The 23408-nt window shown below is 69.4% G+C and carries 16 protein-coding genes; 8 read left to right on the top strand and 8 right to left on the bottom strand.

Annotation, left to right across the window (positions count from 1 at the left end):
• Together ACWEMY_RS20135 and ACWEMY_RS20130 are read right to left on the bottom strand one after the other, a co-directional pair.
• Positions 1-1290 carry an ammonium transporter gene (locus ACWEMY_RS20135; protein WP_452391243.1) on the bottom strand — a complete coding sequence of 430 codons (1290 nt, stop codon included), beginning with the start codon at positions 1288-1290 and terminating at the stop codon, positions 1-3.
• A gap of 77 nt (positions 1291-1367) precedes the next feature.
• Positions 1368-2192, bottom strand: coding sequence for a hypothetical protein (locus ACWEMY_RS20130; protein ID WP_452391242.1), 825 nt, complete (start codon positions 2190-2192; stop codon positions 1368-1370).
• A 485-nt stretch (positions 2193-2677) separates the two neighbouring features.
• On the opposite strand from ACWEMY_RS20130, the gene ACWEMY_RS20125 reads away from it, so the two are divergent.
• The 4 genes from ACWEMY_RS20125 to ACWEMY_RS20110 all read left to right on the top strand — a co-directional run bounded on the left by ACWEMY_RS20125 (position 2678) and on the right by ACWEMY_RS20110 (position 12522).
• Positions 2678-5203: a DNA polymerase III subunit gamma and tau gene (locus ACWEMY_RS20125; protein ID WP_452391241.1), complete on the top strand. Its 2526-nt coding sequence runs from the start codon at positions 2678-2680 to the stop codon at positions 5201-5203.
• A 189-nt stretch (positions 5204-5392) separates the two neighbouring features.
• Positions 5393-6607: an acetyl-CoA C-acetyltransferase gene (locus tag ACWEMY_RS20120; protein ID WP_375932748.1), complete on the top strand. Its 1215-nt coding sequence runs from the start codon at positions 5393-5395 to the stop codon at positions 6605-6607.
• Between the two features lie 39 nt (positions 6608-6646).
• Complete coding sequence (locus tag ACWEMY_RS20115) at positions 6647-8797, top strand: 3-hydroxyacyl-CoA dehydrogenase NAD-binding domain-containing protein (RefSeq protein WP_452391240.1); 2151 nt, start codon at positions 6647-6649, stop codon at positions 8795-8797.
• A 188-nt stretch (positions 8798-8985) separates the two neighbouring features.
• Positions 8986-12522, top strand: coding sequence for a protein kinase domain-containing protein (locus ACWEMY_RS20110; RefSeq protein WP_452391239.1), 3537 nt, complete (start codon positions 8986-8988; stop codon positions 12520-12522).
• Between the two features lie 3 nt (positions 12523-12525).
• Here ACWEMY_RS20110 and ACWEMY_RS20105 read toward each other — a convergent pair whose 3' ends face one another.
• Both ACWEMY_RS20105 and ACWEMY_RS20100 read right to left on the bottom strand, forming a co-directional pair.
• Positions 12526-13851 carry a class I SAM-dependent methyltransferase gene (locus ACWEMY_RS20105; protein WP_452391238.1) on the bottom strand — a complete coding sequence of 442 codons (1326 nt, stop codon included), beginning with the start codon at positions 13849-13851 and terminating at the stop codon, positions 12526-12528.
• Positions 13848-15287 carry an FAD-binding oxidoreductase gene (locus tag ACWEMY_RS20100; RefSeq protein WP_452391249.1) on the bottom strand — a complete coding sequence of 480 codons (1440 nt, stop codon included), beginning with the start codon at positions 15285-15287 and terminating at the stop codon, positions 13848-13850. The genes ACWEMY_RS20105 and ACWEMY_RS20100 overlap by 4 nt, the downstream gene beginning before the upstream one ends.
• Before the next feature lie 151 nt (positions 15288-15438).
• On the opposite strand from ACWEMY_RS20100, the gene ACWEMY_RS20095 reads away from it, so the two are divergent.
• Positions 15439-15873: an SRPBCC family protein gene (locus ACWEMY_RS20095; RefSeq protein WP_452391237.1), complete on the top strand. Its 435-nt coding sequence runs from the start codon at positions 15439-15441 to the stop codon at positions 15871-15873.
• 27 nt (positions 15874-15900) lie between these two features.
• Here the strand turns inward: ACWEMY_RS20095 and ACWEMY_RS20090 are convergent, their stop codons facing one another.
• Genes ACWEMY_RS20090 through ACWEMY_RS20080 form a run of 3 tightly spaced genes read right to left on the bottom strand, consistent with a single transcriptional unit; the run spans position 15901 to position 17687 of the window.
• Complete coding sequence (locus ACWEMY_RS20090) at positions 15901-16251, bottom strand: VOC family protein (RefSeq protein WP_452391236.1); 351 nt, start codon at positions 16249-16251, stop codon at positions 15901-15903.
• The gene (locus ACWEMY_RS20085) at positions 16248-17078 is read right to left on the bottom strand and encodes a MerR family transcriptional regulator (RefSeq protein WP_452391235.1); all 831 of its coding nucleotides are present in this window, start codon (positions 17076-17078) and stop codon (positions 16248-16250) included. Before ACWEMY_RS20085 ends, ACWEMY_RS20090 begins: the two co-directional genes overlap by 4 nt.
• Positions 17079-17123: 45 nt before the next feature.
• Positions 17124-17687 carry a hypothetical protein gene (locus ACWEMY_RS20080; RefSeq protein ID WP_375932775.1) on the bottom strand — a complete coding sequence of 188 codons (564 nt, stop codon included), beginning with the start codon at positions 17685-17687 and terminating at the stop codon, positions 17124-17126.
• Between the two features lie 224 nt (positions 17688-17911).
• Here ACWEMY_RS20080 and ACWEMY_RS20075 point away from each other — a divergent pair, with 224 nt between their 5' ends.
• Together ACWEMY_RS20075 and recR are read left to right on the top strand one after the other, a co-directional pair.
• Positions 17912-18256: a YbaB/EbfC family nucleoid-associated protein gene (locus ACWEMY_RS20075; RefSeq protein WP_452391234.1), complete on the top strand. Its 345-nt coding sequence runs from the start codon at positions 17912-17914 to the stop codon at positions 18254-18256.
• On the top strand, positions 18256-18864 hold the full coding sequence (gene recR / locus ACWEMY_RS20070) for a recombination mediator RecR (RefSeq protein WP_071925851.1): 609 nt from the start codon (positions 18256-18258) through the stop codon (positions 18862-18864). The genes ACWEMY_RS20075 and recR overlap by 1 nt, the downstream gene beginning before the upstream one ends.
• On the opposite strand, the gene ACWEMY_RS20065 is transcribed toward recR, so the two are convergent.
• Positions 18865-19506, bottom strand: a complete 642-nt coding sequence (locus ACWEMY_RS20065) for a hypothetical protein (RefSeq protein ID WP_452391233.1) — start codon at positions 19504-19506, stop codon at positions 18865-18867.
• 152 nt (positions 19507-19658) lie between these two features.
• On the opposite strand from ACWEMY_RS20065, the gene ACWEMY_RS20060 reads away from it, so the two are divergent.
• Positions 19659-23384 carry a transglutaminase family protein gene (locus ACWEMY_RS20060; RefSeq protein WP_452391248.1) on the top strand — a complete coding sequence of 1242 codons (3726 nt, stop codon included), beginning with the start codon at positions 19659-19661 and terminating at the stop codon, positions 23382-23384.
• Positions 23385-23408 lie beyond the last annotated feature (24 nt).

Below are 23408 nucleotides of genomic sequence, written 5' to 3'. Positions count from 1 at the left end.
TCAGTGCGGGCGGCCCTGGCCGTAGTGTCCCTCGCCGAAGCGACGCGGTGAAGTGCCGTGCACGCCTTCGGCATACGCGGTCTCGGCGTGCAGGGCGAAGTCGATACCGGAGGTCTCGTCCTCCTTGCTCACCCGGAAACCGATGACCTTGTCGATGCCCTTGCCCAGCGCGAACGACACCACGAAGGCATACGCCGCGACCACCAGCACCGCGAGGATCTGCTTGCCCAGCTGGGCGAATCCGCCGCCGTAGAACAGCCCGTTCACGCCACCGGTCATCACCTGGGTGGCGAGCAGGCCGATCAGCACCGTGCCCACGATGCCGCCGACGAAGTGCACGCCGACCACATCGAGCGAATCGTCATAGCCCGCACGATGTTTCCAGCCGACCGCGAAGGAACACACCACACCGGCCGCCAGGCCGACGATCACCGCGCCGAAGGTGTTCGTCACGCCGCAGGACGGGGTGATCGCGACCAGACCGGCCACCACACCCGAGGCCGCGCCGAAGGTCGTCGGCCTGCCGTCGCGGATCTGCTCGACGATCAACCAGCCGAGCATGCCGAGGCTGCCCGCGATCAGGGTGTTGAGGAAGACCGCCGCCGCGGTGCCGGTGGCGCCGAGTGCCGAACCGGCGTTGAACCCGAACCAGCCGAACCACAGCAGACCGGCGCCGAGCAGCACGAACGGCAGGTTGTGCGGGCGCATCGCGTCGATATTGAAGCCGATACGCGGGCCGAGCACCAGGGCCAGCGCCAGCGCCGAGGCGCCGGAGGCGATCTCGACCACCAGGCCGCCCGCGTAGTCCAGCGCGCCGAAGTTCAGCAGCCAGCCGTCGGGACCCCACACCCAGTGCGCGATCGGCGCGTAGACGGCCAGCGTCCACAGCGGCACGAAGGCCATCCAGCCCGCGAACTTGGCGCGGTCGGCGATGGCGCCGGAGACCAGCGCGGCGGTGAGGATCGCGAAGGTGAGCTGGAAGGTGACGAACAGCAGCTCGGGAATGGTGCCGCGTACCGAATCCGGGTTGATCCCGGCCAGGCCCGCGTGGCCGAGGTCGCCGATCAGGCCGCCGCCCGCGTCGTCACCGAAGGCCAGGCTGTAACCCGCGATGATCCACACCACGGTGACCAGCGGGATCGCGATGAAGCTCATCATCAGCATGTTCAGCACGCCGGTGGAGCGCACCATCCCGCCGTAGAAGATGGCCAGCGCCGGCGTCATCAACAGCACCATGGCGGTGGCCGCGAGTAGCCAGGCGGTGGCCGCGGGATCGATCGTTGCGGGCACGGTAACTCCTTTCACGCGTGAATGCGTTGCGAGGAAATTACCGAATACTCACCGGTACACCGGGGAGCGGAGGGGGTCTAGGCGCGGTTTTCCTTCGCCAGCGCCTTGGCGCCCCGGCGGCCGGGAAGCGGCAGGTCATCGCTGTCGGCCAGCCATTCGGCGGTGGTGAGCCAGCGGCGCTGGGCATGCGCGTCGGCCACGTCGAAGAACACGCGGCGGCCGCGATCGTCGCGCGCGTCGCGCGAGAGCACCGCCCAGCTCGGCGGCCTGCCCTTGGAGGCGGTGTGCTCCACGACGAATCCGGCGACCAGTTTCCCGATGGTGTTGACCGGCTTCTGCGAGACCCGGTTGCCGTATTTGGTGGTGTGCCAGCGCCGGGCCGGGCACAGCGAACCCGGACTCGCGTTCGAGGCGATCCAGCCCGCCCGTTGCGCGCGCTCGATGAGCCACAGATGCTTGACCGCCGAGGGCGCGATCTCGCCGACCCGTTCGGTGATCAGGTCGGCGATCGCGGGGTCGGCCAGCACATCGCGCCTGGTGGGGCCGATGCCGTGCTCGGCCCAGTGCGCCGCGGTGAGGCGGGCCAGGATGCGGCCGAACTCGTCGATGCTGCGTTGGGCGCGCCGGCCCAGCCGTTCGATCCGCTCGGCCTCGCGGCGCATCTCGTTCTGCGCGGTGAGGGTACGGATGGCGGCCATCGTCGGCACCTGCCCGCGTTCGAGCAGTTGCAGGATGGCGGCCGCGGTCGCCGGGTCCGCCGCGGCGGCGACGGGCAGCGAATCGCGTTTGATGTCGTAGTCCTGGGGGCTGATCGCCCGGCTCAGCAGGCCGACCGCGGCGTGATCGCCTGCGAAGTCGGTGTGGGCGAGCCAGGCGGCTGCGATGTCATCACACGACAGCACGGTGAAACGTTCCTCCGGTCGGCGGTGGGGGAGCGATACGGTGCGTGAAGGTTGTGCCCCGGTCGGGATGAGGGACCGGCCGGGGTCACCAACCTGATGAAGGTTTGGCCACCGAAGTTGCCGAGGACAACGGTAGCCAGCCACTTGCGCCGCTGTCACGACGATTGACTGTTTCGTTACCTCCGGAATGTGGGTCGTAATCGGGGAACGGGTCTGCCTGTGCGTGATAACCAGGTTTGATTGCTGTTTCGTATGGTGTCCTGCTCGCCGTCGACACGCGATTGCTCAGCCGTTGCGCCTCGGCGGCCAGGTTTTCTCGGACATCTCCTGACGCGGAGTGCATATGTGATTCATGTCACGTTTTCTGGCAGCGGCTCGGGTGAGGGGAACAGGTCTCGGCCGCCCGCCCTCGTGTCGGACCCAGTCGGTAGCCTTTGGCCGTGGCTCTGTACCGGAAGTATCGACCGGCGACGTTCGCTGAGGTAGTGGGTCAGGAGCATGTCACCGACCCGCTGAGTACGGCGCTGGACACCGGACGGATCAGTCACGCGTATCTGTTCTCCGGGCCGCGTGGCTGCGGTAAGACGTCGTCGGCGCGCATTCTCGCGCGCTCGCTCAACTGTGTGGAGGGGCCGACCTCGACACCGTGTGGCGTGTGCTCCTCGTGTGTGGCGCTCGGGCCGGGCGGCGCGGGCAATCTCGACGTCATCGAGCTCGACGCGGCCAGCCACGGTGGTGTCGACGACACCCGTGAGCTGCGCGATCGTGCCTTCTACGCGCCCGCCGAGTCGCGCTATCGCGTGTTCATCGTCGACGAGGCGCACATGGTCACCACGGCCGGGTTCAACGCGCTGCTCAAGATCGTCGAGGAGCCACCCGCCCACCTGATCTTCATCTTCGCCACCACCGAGCCGGACAAGGTGCTGCCCACCATCCGCTCGCGCACCCACCACTACCCGTTCCGGCTGCTGCCCCCGGCCACCATGCGCGGACTGCTCGGCAAGATCTGCGAGCAGGAGAGCGTTCCGGTCGAGGAGGCGGTGTATCCGCTGGTCATCCGGGCCGGAGGGGGTTCCCCGCGCGACAGTCTGAGCGTGCTCGACCAGCTGCTGGCCGGGGCCGGGCCCGACGGTGTCACCTATCCGCGCGCGGTGGCGCTGCTGGGCGTCACCGATGTCGCGCTGATCGACAACGCCATCGACGCGCTGGCCGCCGACGACGGCGCCGCCCTGTTCGGCACCATCGACAGCGTCATGGAAGCAGGCCACGATCCCCGCCGCTTCGCCGTCGACCTGCTCGAACGCCTGCGCGACCTGATCCTGCTGCGCGCGGTCCCCGACGCCGCCGACCGCGGCCTGGTCTCCGGCCCCGGCGACGTCCTCGAACGCATGCGTGAGCAGGCCGAACGCCTCGGCCCCGCCACCCTCACCCGCTACGCCGAACTCCTCCACGAGGGCCTCGGCGAGATGCGCGGCGCCACCGCCCCCCGCCTCCTGCTCGAGGTCATCTGCGCCCGCATGCTGCTGCCCTCGGTCTCCGACACCGAGTCCGCCACCCTCCAGCGCCTCGAACGCCTGGAACGCGGATTCGCCACCGGCGCTGTCCCTTCCGCGCCGCCGCGCGCATCCGCGAACGACGTACCGGGCGCCGCGGGCGCTCCCATCGAAACGCCACCCGCGCAGTCGTTCAGTGGGAAACGCCCCCGCGGCGCCGAACTTCTCGCCGCCGCCATGGCCGAAAAGGGCGGTGCCACCGCTGAACCGGCCGCGGCCCGCCCCGCAACGCCCGCTCCGCCGTCGACGCCTACTCCGCAGCCGCAAGCCGCCCCTCCCGCCGACCAGTCCGGCGCTGTCGACTCCACGCCGCCCCCAGCTGATGACGCCCAGGCTCCCCAAATGCGGGTGGATGCCGCGCCCGCGGGGCCGGTGCCCCCGGATGCTGCCCCTTCCGTGCCATCGAGCCCGGCGTCCGCACCGTCCGCCGCCGAGTCCACCCGACCCGCGGCTCCGGCCGGAACGCCGACTCCCGAGGCGAGCCTGAACAGTGCCGACGCCGCGCCCGCGGATTCGGCGCAGCCGGAGACTCAGCCGCGGCAGGAACCGCAGGCGCCGGAGGCCCAGTCGGCTACGGAGCCGCGACCCGAACCTCAGCCGCTACCTGAACCGCACTCGCAGCAGGTGCCCGAGGCTCAGTCGGCGCCGCAGTCGCGGCCGGAACCGCAGCCGGAATCCCAGTCGGCGCCGCAGTCTCGACCCGAACCGCGGCCAGAACCCCGGTCGGCTCCGCAGCCGCAGGCTGATTCACGTCCGCGCCCGGAGCCGCAGGCGCCGGAACCGCAGGTCACCGCGCCCGCCGAGGACCTGGTTGCCGTGGTCGATGCGGCGTGGCCGGAGATCAAGGCGAAGGTGCGGGAGTTCGGGCCTACGTTGCAGGCGTTGTTGTCGGGGGCGGCGGTGTCTCGGGTCGACGGGGACGTGATCGTGTTCGCGCATCAGAGTCCGCCGTTGGCGCAGCGGTTGTCCGATCCGCGCAATATCGAGGCGGTGCGCTCGGCGGTGCGGGCCGTGCTCGGGCGTGAGCTGGGTGTGCGCTGGGAGACCGGGGCGCCCGCGCCGCGTCCGGCGCCGCAGGCCAAGGCTCAGGCTGCGCGCGGGGCGGCGGGGGAGGGCAAGCCCGCCGCGCGGCCCAGGTTCTCGCGGCCGAGTCAGGCCAAGGGTGGGCAGTCGGCGGGTGGTTCGGCGCGTCCGGCCGATGACGACATCCCGCCGCCGGACTTCCCCGACCTGCCCGACGACCCGGGTCCGGACGAGGGCTACGGCGCGCAGACCCCCCGCTCGGGCGGCGATTCCGGGCGGGCCGATGCCGCGCTGGCCCCGCCCACGCCGGAGGAGGAGCAGGAGATGCTGGCCGCCGCCGCGGTGCCGGTGGCCCCGGGCGACCGGCAGGACCCGGACGAGGTCGCCCTGGCGTTGCTGCGCAACGAGCTCGGAGCCAAGAGTCTGGATGGTTGACAGCCACCCGTCAGACCACGTTAAGTTAACCGGAGTTCGCACACCACGGTAGTATGAACGGGTGGCCGGGAACACCGGATGGGCATGGTTCTATGCTCCGCTGGTGCTTGCCGGGATTTGTACGGCGTCGAGACAGCTGGTCGTGGCGTTCGTGCGGCCACCGCACCCCAAGGAAGGAAACACTCCGATATGACCACAGAGGCCTACATCTACGAGGCCATCCGCACTCCGCGCGGCCGCGGCAAGAAGAACGGCTCGCTGCACTCGGTCAAGCCGATCGATCTGACTGTTGGTCTGATCCAGGAGCTGCGTGGCCGCTTCCCCAACCTCGACGAGGACCAGATCTCGGACCTGATCCTGGGCGTCGTCACCCCGGTCGGTGACCAGGGCATGGACATCGCCCGCGTCGCGGTGACCACCGCGGGCCTGCCCGACACCGTCGGTGGCTTCCAGCTCAACCGCTTCTGTGCCTCCGGCCTCGAGGCTGTGAACCTGGCTGCGCAGAAGGTTCGCTCCGGCTTCGACGACCTCGTCATCGCCGGTGGCGTCGAGTCCATGTCGCGCGTGCCGATGGGCTCCGACGGCGGCGCCTGGGCGCTGGACCCGGCCACCAACTACGACGGCTACTTCGTGCCGCAGGGCATCTCGGCCGACCTGATCGCCACCATCGAGGGCTTCTCCCGCGATGACGTCGACGCCTACGCCGTGCGTTCGCAGGAGCTGGCCGCCAAGGCCACCACCGGCGGCTACTTCGCCAAGTCGATCGTCCCGGTCAAGGACATCAACGGCCTGGTCGTGCTCGACAACGACGAGCACATGCGTCCCGGCACCACCGCCGCCGACCTGGGCAAGCTGAACCCCTCCTTCGCCGGCATCGGCGAGCTGGGTGGCTTCGACGCCGTCGCGCTGCAGAAGTACACCTACATCGAGAAGATCAACCACGTCCACCACGGTGGCAACAGCTCGGGCATCGTCGACGGCGCCGCCCTGGTGCTGATCGGTTCCGAGGAAGCGGGCAAGAACTCGGGTCTGACCCCGAAGGCGCGCATCGTCTCGACCGCCACCTCCGGCGCCGACTCGACCATCATGCTGACCGGCCCGACCCCGGCCGCGAAGAAGGCGCTGGACCGCGCCGGCCTGACCATCGAGGACATGGACCTCGTCGAGATCAACGAGGCGTTCGCCTCCGTGGTGCTGAAGTTCCAGAAGGACCTCAACGTCCCGGACGAGAAGCTCAACGTCAACGGCGGCGCCATCGCGATGGGCCACCCGCTGGGCGCCACCGGCGCCATGATCACCGGCACCGTGGTCGACGAGCTGGAGCGCCGCAACGCGCGCTACGGCCTGGTCACCCTGTGCATCGGTGGCGGCATGGGTGTTGCCACCATCATCGAGCGCGTCTGATCCCCGGCCGACACTTCTCATAGGAGAGAACGAAAAACTATGACTGACAACATCATCGGCTGGGAGAAGGACGCCGACGGCGTGGTCGTCCTCACCATCGACGACCCCAGCCAGGGCGCCAACACCATGAACGACGCGTACATCACCTCGATGGCCGCGACCGTGGACCGCCTGGAGGCGGAGAAGGACGACATCACCGGTGTCGTCATCACCTCCGGCAAGAAGACCTTCTTCGCCGGCGGCGACCTGAAGAACATGCTGAAGGTCGGCCCGGACGACGCGGCCGAGGTCGTCAAGATGCTCGAGGGCGTCAAGGCCCCGCTGCGTCGCCTCGAGCAGCTCGGCAAGCCGGTCGTGGCCGCCATCAACGGTGCCGCCCTCGGCGGTGGCCTCGAGATCGCGCTGGCGACCCACTACCGTGTCGCGGCCGACGTCAAGGGTTCGGCCATCGGCCTGCCCGAGGTCTCCCTCGGCCTGCTGCCCGGTGGCGGCGGCGTGACCCGCACCGTGCGCATGCTCGGTCTGCAGGGCGCGCTGATGCAGGTGCTGCTGCAGGGTCAGCGCCACCGCGTCACCAAGGCCAAGGAAATCGGCCTGATCAACGAGGTCGTCTCCTCGGTCGAGGAGCTGCTGCCCGCCGCCAAGGCGTGGATCGCGGCCAACCCCGAAGCTGCCCAGCCGTGGGACAAGAAGGGCTTCAAGATCCCCGGTGGCACCCCGTCCACCCCGGCCTTCGCGGCGAACCTGCCCGCGTTCCCGGCCAACCTGCGCAAGCAGATCAAGGGCACCAACATGCCCGCCCCGCGCGCCATCATGGCCGCGGCGGTCGAGGGCGCGCAGGTCGACATCGACAACGCGCTGACCATCGAGGGCCGTTACTTCACGAGCCTGCTGACCGGTCCGGTCGCGAAGAATATGATCCAGGCGTTCTTCTTCGACCTCAACCACATCAACGGTGGTGGCTCGCGTCCCAAGGATGTGCCCAAGCGTGAGATCAAGAAGATCGGTGTCGTCGGCGCCGGCATGATGGGCGCGGGCATCGCCTACGTCTCGGCCAAGGCCGGCTACGAGGTCGTCCTCAAGGACGTCGAGCTCGCCAACGCCCAGAAGGGCAAGGCGTACTCGGAGGCCATCGAGGCCAAGGCCCTCTCCCGTGGCAAGACCACCCAGGAGAAGTCCGACGCGCTGCTGGCCCGCATCACCCCGACCGCGGACGCCGCCGACTTCAAGGGCGTCGACTTCGTGATCGAGGCCGTCTTCGAGAACCCCGACCTGAAGAACAAGGTCTTCCAGGAGATCGAGGACATCGTCGACGCCGACGCGCTGCTCGGCTCGAACACCTCCACCCTGCCGATCACCCTGCTGGCCGACGGTGTGAAGCGTTCCGAGGACTTCATCGGTATCCACTTCTTCTCCCCCGTGGACAAGATGCCGCTGGTGGAGATCATCAAGGGCGAGAAGACCTCCGACGAGGCGCTGGCCCGGGTGTACGACTACACCCTCGCCATCAAGAAGACCCCGATCGTCGTCAACGACAGCCGTGGCTTCTTCACCTCGCGCGTGATCGGCACCTTCATCAACGAGGCCATCGCGCTGGTCGCCGAGGGTGTCGACCCGGCCACCGTCGAGCAGGCCGGTCTGCAGGCGGGCTACCCGGCCGCGCCGCTGAAGCTCAGCGACGAGCTGAACTTCACCACCATGCAGAAGATCTACAAGGAGACCGCCGAGGCCATCCTCGCTTCCGGTGGCGAGCTCAACGCCGCCGCCGCGAAGACCGCCGAGGTCCTCGACACCCTGGTCGGCAAGTACGACCGCAAGGGCAAGGCCGGCGGCGCGGGCTTCTACGACTACGTCGACGGCAAGGCCACCGGCCTGTGGGAAGAGCTGCGTTCGCTCTACAACACCAGCCGTGAGCTCCCGGAGGGCTACACCTTCCAGGACCTCAAGGACCGGATGATGTTCGCCGAGGCCATCGAGACCCAGAAGTGCTTCGACGAAGGCGTGCTCACCAGCACCCAGGACGCGAACATCGGCTCGATCTTCGGCATCGGCTTCCCGGCCTGGACCGGCGGCGTGCACCAGTTCATCGTGGGCTACCCCGGCGGCCAGGAGGCCTTCGTGGCCCGCGCCGACGAGCTGGCCGCGAAGTTCGGCCCCCGCTTCGAGGTCCCGGCCTCGCTGCGCAAGTAAGTCGCTGACAGCGCCCACACGGCGCTGATCAGCCCCGACAGCCCCGTCTCGCCGACCGCGAGGCGGGGCTGTTCGGATGTTGTTGGGCAGCAACCCTGTATCGAATCTCCACCCGATGGATGCCGGATCGCGCTAGCTTGGATATGTAGACACACGCCGGTGCCGCCGTCGATTCGAGGGGTGGTCACATGGATCCGGAACCGACCCGAATGCAGCCGGGGCCGTCGGAGTCGTCGCCGGTGGGTGGCAGCACCCAGCGGGCGAAGGCGCCGGGGGAACCGGATGTCGCGGTGATCGCCGAGTTGGACGCCATGGGACTGACGGGGGCGGTGGAGATCGGGCGTGGTGGGTTCGGCGTGGTGTACCGGGCCAGGCAGCCCGCGCTGGACCGGGTGGTGGCGGTGAAGGTGCTGTCCACCGAGATCGACGCGGAGAGCCGGGAGCGGTTCCTGCGCGAGGAACAGGCCATGGGCAGGCTCTCTGGCCACCCGAACATCGTCGACATCCTGCAGGTCGACGCCACGCCGACCGGGCTGCCGCTGATCGTCATGCCCTATTTCGCGCGCGGCTCGCTGGAGCGGCTCATCCACGACACCGGCCCGCTGACGTGGTCGGACACCCTGCGCGCCGGGGTGAAACTGGCCGCGGCGATCGAGTCGGCGCATCGCGCGCACATCCTGCACCGCGATGTGAAACCGGCGAACGTGCTGATCAGCGATTACGGCGAACCGCAGCTCACCGATTTCGGTATCGCCCGCATCCCGGGCGGCTTCCAGACTTCGAGCAGCATGATCACCGGTTCGCCCGCGTTCACCGCGCCCGAGGTACTCAAGGGCAATGAACCGACCGTGCAGTCCGATATCTACGGACTCGGTGCCACCCTGTTCGCCCTGCTCACCGGCCACGCCGCCTTCGAACGGCAGGCGGGGGAGAAGGTGGTCGCCCAATTCCTGCGGATCACCACCCAGAACGTCCCGGACCTGCGCGCCCAGGACATCCCCGACGATGTGGCCGCCGTCATCGAACGCGCCATGTCACCCGACCCGGCCGACCGCCCCGCCTCCGCCGCGGAATTCGGCGAACTCCTGCGCGAGGTGCAGCGCGCCCACGACCAGCTGCCCGACGAGATGGCCCTGCTCGACACCGTGGAACCGGCCGAGCACACTCCGGAAACGCTGCGGGCCGTCACCGCGCGCCGCAGCTGGCCGCTGACCTTGCGACCGGCGGTGGGCTCCTCGGTCCCGATGCGCACCAGCACCACCCTGCCGCCGACCGCCGCCACCAAGTTCCGCCCGCCCACCCCGGCCCGCGAGCCCTTCCCCCGCCAGCGGCTGCTCGATGTGCTGCGCGCGGGCGGCGATCGCATCCTCGCCCTGGTGCACGCGCCGGCGGGCTTCGGCAAGAGCACCGTGGCCGCGCAGTGGCGCGCCGACCTCGTCGCCCGCGACATCCCGGTCGCCTGGCTCGGCATCGACCACGACGACGACAACGAGATCTGGTTCCTCGGCCATCTCATCCAGGCCATCCGCCGGGTCCGTCCCGATGTCGGCGCCGGACTCGAACAGGTGCTCGAGGAACGGCCCGCCGACGCCGTCGCCTTCGTGATCGCCACCCTGATCGACGAGATCCACGCCAGCGAACGCCCGGTGGTGGTCGTGGTGGACGACTGGCACCGGGTGCGCGACGCGGGCGTTCACCACGCCATGGCCGCGCTGCTCGACAAGGGCTGTCACCACGTGCGTTTCGTGGTGACCAGCCGCGATCAGTCCGGGCTGCCGATCAGCCGGATGCGGGTGCGCGACGAACTGGTCGAGCTGGGCGCCGCGCAACTGCGGCTCACCGAGGCCGAGACCCGCCAGATCCTGGTGGAGCGCAACGGTTTCGCGCTCACCGACGAGCAGATCGAGCAGATCCACGCGGCCACCGAGGGCTGGCCCGCCGCGATCCAGCTGGTGAGCCTGAGCCTGCGCGGCAAGGGCGACCCGGCCCAGCTGCTCGGCTCGCTGGCCGAGGGCGGGCACGGCATGCGCGAGTACCTGGCCGAGAACGTGCTCGACAGCATGGACCCGGAGCTGCTGGAATTCCTGATGGCCATCTCGGTGGTCGAGCGGATCAACGGCCCGCTGGCCGCGGTCCTGGCCGACGTGCCCGACGGCGCCGCGCTGCTGGAACAGGCCGAGCAGCGCGAACTGTTCCTGCGCCGCATCGAGCACGACCCGGAGTGGTTCCGGATGCAGCCGCTGTTCGCCGAGCATCTGCGGGCCCGGCTCGACCGCGTGCACCCCGGCCGCTCGAAGGTGCTGCACCGCAAGGCGGCTCGCTGGTTCGCCGAGCACCAGCTGCTGCGCAAGTCGGTCGATCACGCGCTCGCGGCCACCGACCTCAAGCTCGCCGCCGACCTGCTCGAAAGCGGCGGCATGGACCTGATCGACGGCTCCCGGCTGGCGACCCTGCTCGGCAGTGTCTCGAAACTTCCGGTGCAGCAGGTGACTTCGCGGTCCAAGCTGTTGATGGCCGTGGCCAGGGCGAACATGAACCTGCAGCAGACCGGGACGGCGCGCTCCGCGCTGGGCAGGCTGTCCAACCTGCTCGCCCGCGGGGCCTCCGAACCGGAACTGGCCCAGCAGCGGTGCGCGGCAGCGGTTCTCGACGCCGCCGACCGGGTGGCCCACGACGACACCGCCGAGGTCGCCGACCGCCTCACCGCCTGCCTGGACAACCCCGCCGAGCTGCCCGCCTGGGTGGTCTCCACCGCCGCCAACCTGATCTCGTTCGTGCGGCTGTGCGAGTTCGACTTCGCGGGCGTGACCGAGATGCAGGACTGGGCCGAGGAATACCACGCCGTGTCCAAGGACCCGCTCGGTCCCGTCTTCGGCCTGTGCGCCCGCGGCGACGCGGCCTACGAACAGCTCGATATCGCCACCGCCACGGACTGTTTCCAACGGGCCTACGACACCGCGCGCGACCGCGCCGGTCCGCGTTCGGACGCGGCACGGGTGGCGGCCGCGCTGCTGGGCGAACTGGCCTACCGGCGCGGTGACCTGGACCTGGCCGACCGGCTGCTCGACGAGAGCCACGAGCTGGTCACCCGGGTCGGTCCGGTGGACTTCCTGGTCGCGACCTTCGTCATCGGGGCCAGGGTGAAGGCCGCGCTCGGCGACCGGTACACCGCCGCGGCCCGGCTCGACGAGGGTGCCCGGCTGGCCGCCGACAACGGCCTGGCCCGCCTCGACGCGCAGGTGCGCGCCGAACGGTCGCGTCTGGGTCTGCCGGTCGGCGAGGACGTCGACCGCGTCACCGCGCTCCCGTCCGGCAACGGCTCACGCCGCAAGTCGGGCGCCGCGGTGCTTATCGCCGAAGCCGGGGAGATCGCCCAGATCCGGGAACTGCTGGCCCAGCAGCGCCTGCGCGCCGACGACCGCGCCGCCCGGCACGCCCGCGCCCTCTACTCCCGGATGCTCGACCAGGGCAGGCCCCGCGCCGAACTCGACGCCACGCTGCTACTGGCCGAGACGCTGGCCGCGGCAGGCTGGATCGGCGAGGCCACCGGCCTGGTGCTGCCGGTGCTCGACACCTGCGCCGAGCTGGGCTGGACCAGGCCCCTGCTCGATGCCGGACCGGGTGTGGTCGGCCTGCTGCACGTGCTGCGCACGCAATCGCACGACGGCAACCAGCACCCGATCCTCACCGAGCTACCGGGGCACTTCCTCGACGAACTGTTGTGACCGCTACGGGGTCCACCACGGACGCAGGGGTACGTCCCAGTGGCCCTCACCGTCGAGTTTCACGCCGAGCACGTGGTGCAGCTGCACGACATTGCGCTGGAAGCCGAGCCGACAGCCCGCCATGTACAGGCCCCACACCTTCGCGGTGCCCTCGCCGACCTCGGCGACGCAGGCGTCCCAGTTCTCGACCAGGTTCTTGCACCATTCGTGCAGGGTGAGCGCGTAGTGCTCGCGCAGGTTCTCCTCGTGCAGCACCTCGAGCCCCACGTTCTGGGCCTCGGCGATGATGCGGCCCGAGCCGATGAGCTCGCCGTCGGGGAAGACGTAGCGGTCGATGAAATCGCCGGCCTTGGTGGTGCGGGTGTTGTCGGGCCGGGTGATGCAGTGGTTGAGGAACAGTCCGCCGGGGCGCAGCTTGTCCTTGATGAAGCCGAAGTAGAACGGGTAGTTGTGCACCCCGATGTGCTCGGTGAGCCCGATCGAGGAGACGGCGTCGAAATCGCCCTCGGGGATGTCGCGATAATCGCTGTAGCGGACTTCGGCGAGGTCGGACAGTCCTTCCTCGGCGATCTTGGCCTGCGCCCAGGCAGCCTGCTCGGCGGACAGCGTCGCCCCGATCACCTTCACCCCGCGCCGGGCGGCGTAGCGGACCATGCCGCCCCAGCCGCAGCCGATGTCGAGCAGCCGGTCGCCCTCCTTCAGGCGCAGCTTGTCGAAGATCAGCCGGTACTTGTTCTCCTGGGCCTGTTCGAGGGTCCAGTCGGGGTCGCCGTAGATCGCGCAGGTGTAGGTCATCGACGGGCCGAGGACGTACTCGTAGAAGGTGTTGGAGACGTCGTAGTGGTGGTGGATGGCCTCGGCGTCGCGGGTCTTGGAGTGGCGCAGGCCCTCCAGCGCGATCCGGCGCCAGCGTGGCAGCGTCTCCTGCGGCGGCGGGGCGATCGGCTTGAGCCGTTCCCAGCCGAGCGAACGCGCGATGGTGACCAACGACAACGCCGATGGGCGGTGGAACTTCATGCCCTGCATCGTCTTCAGGATCTCGTACGGGTCACCGGGATGCACGCCCTCGGCGACCATGTCGCCGGAGATGTAGGCACGCGCCATACCCAGGTCGCCGGGGGCGGTGGCCAGGTAGTTGATGCCGCGCGGGGTCTTGATGTCGAGGGTGAACTCCGCGTCGGCGGGGCCGGTGGTACTGCCGTCGTAGGCGTTGAGCCGGATCGGGATGTCACCGTCGATCAGGGTCTCGAAGACCTCGGCGATGGTGAGCCGGGTTCCCAGCTCGGTGAGGCCGACGGCCCGATCGGTTCGGTCCTTGAATGTCGTCACTTGCGTTGCACCGCCTTCGAATACAGATTCAGCAGTCGTTGGTCCGGGTCGTAACGGTTCTTCAGTTGCGCGTAGGTGTCGCCACCGTAGAGCGCGGCGAACTCGGCTTCGTCGTAATAGGCGTCCGAGTACAGCGATTTGTGTCCGTCCAGGGCGGACACGGTCTTCTCGATGGCGCGGTTGGCCGTGCCTTCCGGCTGACCGGGCACCGTCGGCACGGCCGACCAGAACCCGACGTTGACGTAGGTGCGGTCCGGCTCGAGCGGGTACAGCGGCCACGGACGATCGGATTCCGCGCCGGCGACCGCGCTGTCACGCAACCGCAACGGGCACAACCAGATCGGCTCGATCGGTATTTCCCGCAGGAACCATTCGACGAACTCGGCGGTGCGCCCGACCGGCACCTCGATGTCCTGCACCACGCGTTCCTGGGGCGGGTTGCCCTTGCGGGCCTCGAGCCGGTCGCCGATGTGGTACTTGCGGTCCAGTGCGACCAGCTTCCAGTAGAAACTGCTGCGGCGGTACTTCTTGGGCCAGAAACGGCGGATCTTCGGGTTCTGGGTGCCGAAGGCGCGCGAGCACCAGAACCAGTCGGTGTCCCAGCGCCACAGGTAGTCGTGGATGGTGAGCCGGTCGCGTTTCACGCCGTCGGCGTGCTGGAGCGAGCGGTAGAAGATGTCCATGCCGGTGTAGTCGCTGACCGGGCCGGGCTCGTCGGTGCGCCTGCCCAGCGTCAGGTAGCTCTCCTCGGCGGTGAACACCACGCCGTCGAGGTAGTCGACCTGTTCGCCCTGGTAGCTGCGCTCCACCACGATGCGTTCCAGTTCGGCTTCCAGTTCCCGCAGGTCGTGGAAGCGCACGTGCCGCAGTGCGACGAACGGCTGCACCGGTTCGAGTTCGATCTTCAGCCGGACGGTGTAGCCGAGGGTGCCGTAGGAGTTCGGGAAGCCGTGGAACAGTTCGGCGTGCTCGTTGGTGGCGGTCGCGGTGACGATCTCGCCGGAACCGGTCAGCACGTCCATTTCCAGCACGGATTCGTGCGGGAGGCCGTTGCGGAAGGAGGTCGACTCGATGCCGAGGCCGGTCACCGCGCCACCGAGGGTGATGGTCTTGAGCTGCGGCACCACCAGCGGCGCCAAGCCGTAGGGGAGGGTGGCGGCGACCAGGTCCTCGTAGGTGGTCATGCCCGCCACGTCGGCCGTCCTGGCCTCCGGGTCGACGGCGATCACCTGTCCGAGTCCGGAGACATCCAGGCCGGGCGCGGTGGTCGCGGCTCTGGCGCGGAACAGGTTCGACGTCTTCTTGGCCAGGCGGACGACAGCACCGGGAGGGATGGCGCGATAGCTTGCCAGCAGTCGTGCCACGCCCTCTCGGTGCGCAGGGTATCCAGACTCGCGTGCGGCCGGTGCGTGGCCGGCTCTGCCCAACAGACTCACTGCCACCCCTCGACGCTAGTACTCCCACGCCCGCCCGGCCACCGGATAGTTGCGCGCCGTCACGAAAAGTCCCCTGGCCGGGGGTTCGGAACGGGCACAGGGCAGGATGTAACCCGGTCGAGATATCGCACCCGGCGACAAGGAGTCAACAGTGGGACAGGTCAGCGCCAGCAGTTCGATCGTGGTCGCGGCGGATCCGCAGCGCACCATCGAGGCGATCGGCGACTACGAAACGGTCCGCCCCCGCATCCTCTCGTCGCACTACCGCGACTACAAGGTGATCGAGGGCGGCAAGGGCGCGGGCACCGTGGTCGAGTGGACCCTGCAGGCCACCGAGAAGCGTTCGCGCAACGTGCGCGCGAATGTCACCGTGTCGGACTCGATCCTGACCGAGCGTGACGCCAATTCCACGATGGTCAACACCTGGACCGTCACCCCGGAGGGCACTGGATCGCGCGTCACCGTCCGCACCACCTGGCAGGGCGCGGGCGGCATCGCAGGCATCTTCGAGGGCATCTTCGCCCCGCTGGGCCTCAAGAAGATCCAGGCCGAAGTTCTCGGCAACCTCGCGCGCGAACTGGCCTGAGACCCCGCAACCCCGCGGCGCCAGCCGCTATTCGGCACCGATGTCGAAGAGGTTTCCTTCGGGGTCGGCGAGGGTGGCCCATTGCTGGCCGTATTCGTCGAAGTCGCCGATGTGCTTGCCGCCCAGGCTGATCGCGCGCTCGATGTAGTCGCGCCATTCGGCGGCGTGGTAGTCCAGGTGGACGACGTTCTTGCCCGGATTCTTGTCGTCGACCTGGATGAACATCAGGATCGGCGACAGTTCCGCGGTCTTGCCGACGGTGGCGAAGAACTCCGAGGCTTCCGGGTCGACGGGCACGCCGAGCAGTTGGGCGTAGAAGTCGGCCAGGGCCGCGGCGTTGTGGCAGTCGAACGTGACATTGCCCAGGGCGAGGGTCATCGATTTTCTCCTTCGGTGATCGGCCAGCACACCTCGGTGCGGTAGTCGGCCGGGTTTTCGGTGAGGTCCGGTCCGACGAGATAGCGCTCGCGGACCGGTTCGTCGGGTAGGGCGATGGCGTGTTCGGCGACGTGGCTGCCGAGTGCGCCGTAGGTGCGGTCGAAGTCCTCGAAGGCGCCGGTGTGCACGGTGATCGCGAAGCGCACCGCCGGGAACCCGGTGACCTCCATGCCCGCGGGCACCACCAGTTCGGTGCCCGGCGGGATCGGAACGTAGGCGGTGACCGTGCCGAAGTCCTCGGTGAAGAACTCCGTCGAATAGGTCGCGCCCGCGACGCCACCCGGGGTGACGCCGAGGGCGATCAGGCTGGTGTAGAGCTGCTCGAACGACTCGTCGCACCACGGCCCGATCGCCTGGTGCTCGACGAGTTCGGTGCGGGTGAGCGCGGTGAACGCCGGTTCCACCCGGTAGTCCACCCGCAGCGGGGGCGCGGGTTCGGTGAGCAGCGCGCGCAGCGAGGAGATCACGTCCTGCGTGCGCCGCAGCTCGGCTTCCATCCTGCTCAGGTGCGCGCGCAGTGTGACATCGCGTTCGGCCGGGTCGGTGGCCGCCAGCACCGCGCGGATCTCCGGTAACGGCATGTCCAGATCGCGCAGCCTGCGGATCAGATGCGCGCCCTCGACCTGCGCGGTGGAGTACCTGCGATAGCCGGTCCCCGCGTCCACCGCGACGGGTTCGAGCAGCTCGATCTCGTGGTAATAGCGCAGCGTCTTCACGCTGAGATGGGTGAGGCGGGCGAATTCGCCGATCGCCACAGTGGCTGTCATGGGAACCAGCCAACACCCTCCAGCGGGGGGAGGGTCAACAACGGCTCAGGCTGGGGCCAGCACGAAGGCGGCCAGCAGGGGCCACTCGCCCTCGCGCCACCACGAGTAGCCGAACCAGACGCCGGGGGCGATCTCGCGGATCTCGTCGTAGACCTGCGGGGTGGGCGAGGGGGCGTAGTTCAGCGCCCAGGTGGTCTTGCCGTCGAGGATCGACGGTGCCCGGTAGACGTCGGCGGGGAAGGCCTCGATGCCCGCGCCGGTGACCCGGTTGGTCAGTGTGCCGCCGTCGGGCCCGGTGCGGAAGACCTTGCCGATCCACAGCGCGGGCGCGATGCCGGTGAACTGCTGCGGGCGGGTCACCCAGCCGTTGGTGACCCCGTTGGGGACCGCGCCCGCCTCCGCGTCGCGGTAGATCTGGTCCTGCTGGGTGACGCTGCAGCGAAACCGCAGCGAATCCAGGGTCACCCCGGGGTTGCCGGTGTCGACGACGCAACCGCGTCCGTAGTCGGTGACCTCCGCCGACGCGGTGGGGGCGGCGAGAAAGAGCAGGCAGGCGGTCGACGCGCACAGGGCTGCCGCGGTGGACAGTCGAGCACGGGTGGCATTCATCTGTTCTCCCTGGGGTTGCTGGACCTGGCCCGACCTCGATCGATCGTAGGGCGCGCACCGCGATCCGGATCGAATGCGGAATGCCAGCAACGAATCTGTTATCTGAACAGGCGTCGGTTACGGTCCGGTCGGTATGCGCGCCCCCGGTCGCGCATGTGGGACCATCGCCGGCGAAGCCGTGCGTACTAGGCTTGGAGCCGACGACTTTCTAGAGAGGACTTCCTGTGCAACCCGGTGATGGTCAGTTCGATATGCAGGCATTGCTCGCCCAGGCCCAGCAGATGCAGCAGGCGGTGATGCAGGCCCAGGCCGAGCTGGCCGAGTCCGAGGTGCAGGGGCAGGCCGGTGGCGGGCTGGTGCAGGCCACCATCAAGGTCAGCGGTGAGGTCACCGCGCTGACCATCGACCCGAAGGTGGTCGACCCCGACGATGTCGACGGCCTGCAGGACCTGGTCATCGGTGCGATCAACGACGCCATGGCCAACGCGCAGAAGCTCGCGGCCGAGCGGCTCGGCCCGCTCTCGGCCGGTCTCGGCGGCGGTTCGCTGCCCGGTCTGCCCGACTTCTGATGTATGAGGGGCCGGTTCAGGATCTGATCGACGAGCTGGGCAAACTGCCCGGCGTCGGTCCCAAGAGCGCCCAGCGCATCGCGTTCCATCTGCTCGGCGTGGAGCCGCCGGAGATCGACCGGCTGCAGGCGGCGTTGCAGAAGGTGCGCGACGGTGTGCAGTTCTGTGTGTCGTGCGGCACCGTCGCCGACGGCGAACTGTGCCGGATCTGCGCCGACCCGCGCCGCGACCGCACCATGATCTGCGTGGTCGAGGAACCCAAGGACGTGCAGGCCATCGAGCGCACCCGCGAGTTCCGCGGGCGCTACCACGTGCTCGGCGGCGCGCTCGACCCGCTCAGCGGCGTCGGGCCCGACCAGCTGCGCATTCGCGAGCTGCTCACCCGGATCGGCAATCAGGACGACGGCGTCGACGTCAGCGAGGTGATCATCGCGACCGACCCGAACACCGAGGGCGAGGCGACGGCCACCTACCTGGTACGCATGCTGCGTGATTTCCCCGGACTGTCGGTCACCCGGCTGGCCTCGGGCCTGCCGATGGGCGGCGACCTCGAATTCGCCGACGAGCTGACCCTCGGCCGCGCCCTGTCGGGCCGCCGCGCGCTCTGATCAGAACTCGACGCGGGTCCAGGAGACCTCCGCGCCCGCGTCGGGTTCGCCGTTGGCCCAGGCCCAGATGATGCGCGCGACCTGGGCCGGGTCCTCCAGGGTGGTGCCGAAGTGCTTGTCGGCCGAGCCGTCGCGGTATTCGAGGGTGTACGGGCCCGCCGGGTCGCGGTAGGTCTGGATGTAGCGCTGTTCGCCGCGCTCGACGATCAGATACGGATTCGGATCGGCCAGCCCCGCCACCCACCGGTGCGCCAATTCCTCGGTGAGATACGGGAATTCGCCCGCGCCGCCATGCGTCACCGCGATCGGGATGTGCCCCGCGGGATCGATCAGCCAGCTCAGCTGCGGATCGTAGACGGCGTACCCACGCGGCGTCGCGAGATCGAACAGCAGGTTGCGCACGAACCCGATCGCGTCGTACGGCGACGGCACATACAGCGTGTCCCCACTGGGCCCACCCACCGTCTCCACACTCAGAAACACGTCATCGACCGGCAACTCACTGTTGCGCTCGTTCAACTCCGCCGCGATCTCCGCGATCGCCCCCGACTCCGGCTTCCCCTCCTGCTCCGCCAGATAGGCGTCCACCTCATCGATAGACCCGGCGACCCCGGACGGAAGAATGATGTGGTCGTAGCTCACCAGCCCAGCCTACGTGCAGCAAACCCGCCGTCCCGGTTCGGTGTCCCGGCGCCGCGCGCAGGGCGTTACCGTGGGGTTTCGGTGGGGTTCGGGTCGGGAAACGCCGGGGTTGTGCGGGGGCGGTGGGGTGGTTCGGTGTGGTCAACTGGGGTATGGGCATCAAGGTGTCGCTCGAGCACCGGACCGCGTACTCGTTCGATCGGCTCGTGGAGGTGCATCCGCACGAGGTGCGGTTGCGGCCCGCGCCGCATTCGCGGACGCCGATCGAGGCTTATTCGCTGGAGGTGTCCCCGGCGGGGCACTTCGTGAATTGGCAGCAGGACGCGTTCGGGAATTTTGTTGCGCGGCTGGTGTTTCCGGAGCCGACGCGGGAATTGTCGATCACCGTGGGGTTGATCGCGGATCTCGAGGTGGTCAATCCGTTCGATTTCTTCGTCGAGGATTACGCGGAGTATTTCCCGTTCGCCTATCCGGCGGCGCTGGCGGCGGATCTGGAGCCGTATCTGCGGCCGGTCGGTGACGCCGGGGAACTGGTGCGGGAGTGGGTGCGGGTGCATCGGCCGCGGGGGCGGATGCGGTCGATCGACGGGCTGGTCGAGCTGAATTACGCGCTGCGGAATGCGGTCGACTACACCGTGCGGATGGAACCGGGGGTGCAGACGCCCGAGCACACGCTGCGCAGCGGGCTCGGGTCGTGCCGGGATTCGGCGTGGCTGCTGGTGGCGATCCTGCGGGAGCTGGGGCTGGCGGCGCGGTTCGTGTCGGGGTATCTGGTGCAGCTCACCTCGGATACGCCCGCGCTGGACGGGCCGTCGGGGCCCGGCGCCGATTTCACCGATCTGCATGCCTGGACCGAGGTGTATCTGCCCGGCGCCGGGTGGGTCGGCATGGACCCCACCTCGGGATTGTTCGCCGGTGAAGGCCATATTCCGCTGGCCGCGACGCCGCATCCCGGTGCGGCGGCGCCCATCACCGGGGCGACCGGGATCACCGAGGCCACCCTGGAATTCAGCAACGTGGTGCGCCGGGTGCACGAGGACCCGCGAGTCACCCTGCCCTACACCGATTCCCAGTGGGCCCGCATCACCGCCTCCGGCGCCGCCGTCGACGCGCGCATGGCCGCCGCCGACGTGGGCCTGACCATGGGCGGCGAACCCACCTTCGTCTCCATCGACGACCAGATGAGCCCCCAGTGGACCACCGACGCCGACGGCCCCCACAAACGCGAACGCGCCGTCGACCTGGCCGACCGCCTGCGCGCCATCTACGCTCCCACGGGCATCGTCCAATACCGCCAGGGCAAGTGGTACCCGGGAGAACCGCTGCCCCGCTGGGAGATCGCCATCGCCTGGCGCGCGGACGGCCGGCCGATCTGGACCGGACAGGATCTACTGGCCGACCCGTGGACGCCGCTCGGCCCGGCCCGAGTCGCTACCGGCGAAGCGGACAGCGCGGCCGGCGGCGAAATGGGCGGCACCACCAGCCCGGACCCGACGACGGGCGACGCGGCCCCCGCTGCCCCGACCCGTCCGCCGTCGAGTAGCACCGACGTGTTCCGCGGCGAATCCACCCCGGTCGACCACGTCGAAACAGGCGGTGAACTCGGCGAGCGAGTGGACGCGGCAACCGTGGCCGGGGCGGTGCAATCGGGGACCGTAGGGGACACCTTCGATCCCTCGCGCCCGGTGACAACGCAGCCTGCCTCCGCGCAGCCCCAGAACGCTCCCGCGATGCCGGTTGTCGAGAACTCGCTCGATACCGGACAACCGTGGACCACCGGCAACCGACAGTCCCCGAAACCGCCCGCGGACAACGATGCCGCGCGCTCGCTGATCGCCGGGGTCGCGAAGTCCCTCGGTCTGCCACCGACCCAGGTACGGCCCGCCTACGAAGACCCCCTGGCCCGGCTGGCCGCCAAGGTCAGCGCCCCAGACGGGGAGCCTCCCGAGGACGACATCGCCCCGGAGACGGATTCCCCGCAGACCCGGCGCGACCTGCTCGCGAGGCTCGACGCGGCCGTCGACGAGCCGAGCGCGTTCGTCCTGCCACTGCACCGGCGCGAGGACGGCACCGGCTGGGCGAGCGCGGACTGGCAGTTGCGGCGGGGCCGGGAGGACGGTGGTCCGGGCCGGATCGTGCTGGCCGAGGGCGATTCGCCCGCGGGACTCAGGCTTCCGCTGAATTCGGTGTCGTGGCACGAACCGCCGGTGCAGCCCGAGGCCGACCCGCTGTTCCAGGGGCCGCTGCGGCCGTCGCGCACGGAACCGCCCGCCGAGGTCGAAGAGGCGGATTTCCGGCCGACCACCGCGCTGGTCGCGCAGGTGCGCGCGGGGCGGCTGCACGTGTTCCTGCCGCCGGTCGCCGAACTCGACGACTTCCTGGATCTGCTCGCGAAGATCGAACAGGCGGCGGTCGCGATCGAGCAGCCGGTGGTGCTGGAGGGTTATGCCCCGCCGGGTGACGCTCGCCTGCACACCTTTTCGATCACCCCCGATCCCGGGGTGATCGAGGTGAACATCATGGCGACGGCTTCCTTCGCCGAGCAGGCCGAGGTGCTGAGCACCCTCTACGAGCAGGCCAGGCTCGCACGGCTGAGCACCGAATCCTTCGAGGTCGACGGCACGCACGGCGGGACCGGCGGCGGTAACCACATCACGCTCGGCGGTGCCACTCCGGCGCGTTCGCCGCTGCTGCGCAGACCGGATCTGCTGGTTTCGATGCTCACCTACTGGCAGCGTCATCCGGCGCTGTCGTACCTGTTCGCGGGACGGTTCGTCGGTCCCACCTCGCAGGCGCCGCGCGCGGACGAGGGTCGTGAGGACGCGCTCTACGAACTCGAGATCGCCTTCGCCGAAATCGCCCGCCTCACCGCCGAGAAGGCCGCTCCGGGGGCCGAAATCCGGTCCGCCCCCTGGCATATCGACCGGGCCCTGCGGCACCTGCTCACCGATCTCACCGGCAACACCCACCGCGCCGAATTCTGCATCGACAAGCTCTACAGCCCGGATTCCGCGCGCGGCAGGCTCGGCCTGCTGGAACTGCGCGGCTTCGAGATGCCGCCGCATTTCCAGATGGCGATGGTGCAGTCGCTGCTGGTGCGCGGGCTGGTGGCGATGTTCTGGGAGCGGCCCTACCGGGCGCCGCTTATCCGGCACGGCGCGAACCTGCACGGCCGCTATCTGCTGCCGCATTTCCTGACCGCCGATATCGCCGAGGTCGCCGCCGATCTGCGCGCGCACGGCATCGACTTCGACACCGGCTGGCTCGACCCGTTCACCGAGTTCCGTTTCCCCCGCATCGGCACCGCGATCGTCGACGGGGTGGAACTGGAACTGCGCGGCGCGATCGAACCGTGGCTGACCCTCGGCGAACAGGCCACCGAGCAGGGCACCGCCCGCTACGTCGACTCCTCGGTGGAGCGCTTGCAGGTGCGGGTGGTCGGGGCCGATCGCGGCCGGTACGTGCTGACCTGCAACGGGATGCCGGTGCCGCTGCTGGCCACCGACACGACCGACGTGCAGGTGGCGGGCGTGCGGTATCGCGCCTGGCAGCCGCCGAATTCGCTGCACCCCTCGATCACCGTCGACGCGCCGCTGGTCTTCGACCTGGTCGACCCGGCGACGGGCCTGTCGCGCGGCGGCTGCACCTACCACGTCGTGCATCCTGGCGGCCGTGCCTTCGACGACGCTCCCGTCAATGCCGTCGCCGCCCAGTCCCGGCGCAATCGCCGCTTCGAAGCCGCGGGACACACCGTGAATCCCCGGGATCCGGCCGAACTCCGTGCGAAGATCGCGGCGCAGTCGACCGACGTCGGCGCACCGGGCATCCTGGATCTACGTCGCGCGCGCACCGTGTGGGACTGGGCCGGCGACCGGTAGGGATCGGCGAGCGAAGGAGCAAGC

This window comes from Nocardia sp. NPDC004415 (assembly GCF_053602435.1).
Note: the sequence above shows the minus strand (reverse complement) of the source record. Positions and strands in the feature narration are given on the sequence as shown.

Excerpts from the sequence above, each read along its gene's own strand:
- ACWEMY_RS20120 (WP_375932748.1), top strand. The coding sequence starts at position 5,393 with ATGACCACAGAGGCCTACATCTACGAGGCCATCCGCACTCCGCGCGGC.
- ACWEMY_RS20115 (WP_452391240.1), top strand. The coding sequence starts at position 6,647 with ATGACTGACAACATCATCGGCTGGGAGAAGGACGCCGACGGCGTGGTC.
- ACWEMY_RS20110 (WP_452391239.1), top strand. The coding sequence starts at position 8,986 with ATGGATCCGGAACCGACCCGAATGCAGCCGGGGCCGTCGGAGTCGTCG.
- recR (WP_071925851.1), top strand. The coding sequence starts at position 18,256 with ATGTATGAGGGGCCGGTTCAGGATCTGATCGACGAGCTGGGCAAACTG.
- ACWEMY_RS20090 (WP_452391236.1), bottom strand. The coding sequence starts at position 16,251 with ATGACCCTCGCCCTGGGCAATGTCACGTTCGACTGCCACAACGCCGCG.
- ACWEMY_RS20060 (WP_452391248.1), top strand. The coding sequence starts at position 19,659 with ATGGGCATCAAGGTGTCGCTCGAGCACCGGACCGCGTACTCGTTCGAT.
- ACWEMY_RS20080 (WP_375932775.1), bottom strand. The coding sequence starts at position 17,687 with ATGAATGCCACCCGTGCTCGACTGTCCACCGCGGCAGCCCTGTGCGCG.
- ACWEMY_RS20085 (WP_452391235.1), bottom strand. The coding sequence starts at position 17,078 with ATGACAGCCACTGTGGCGATCGGCGAATTCGCCCGCCTCACCCATCTC.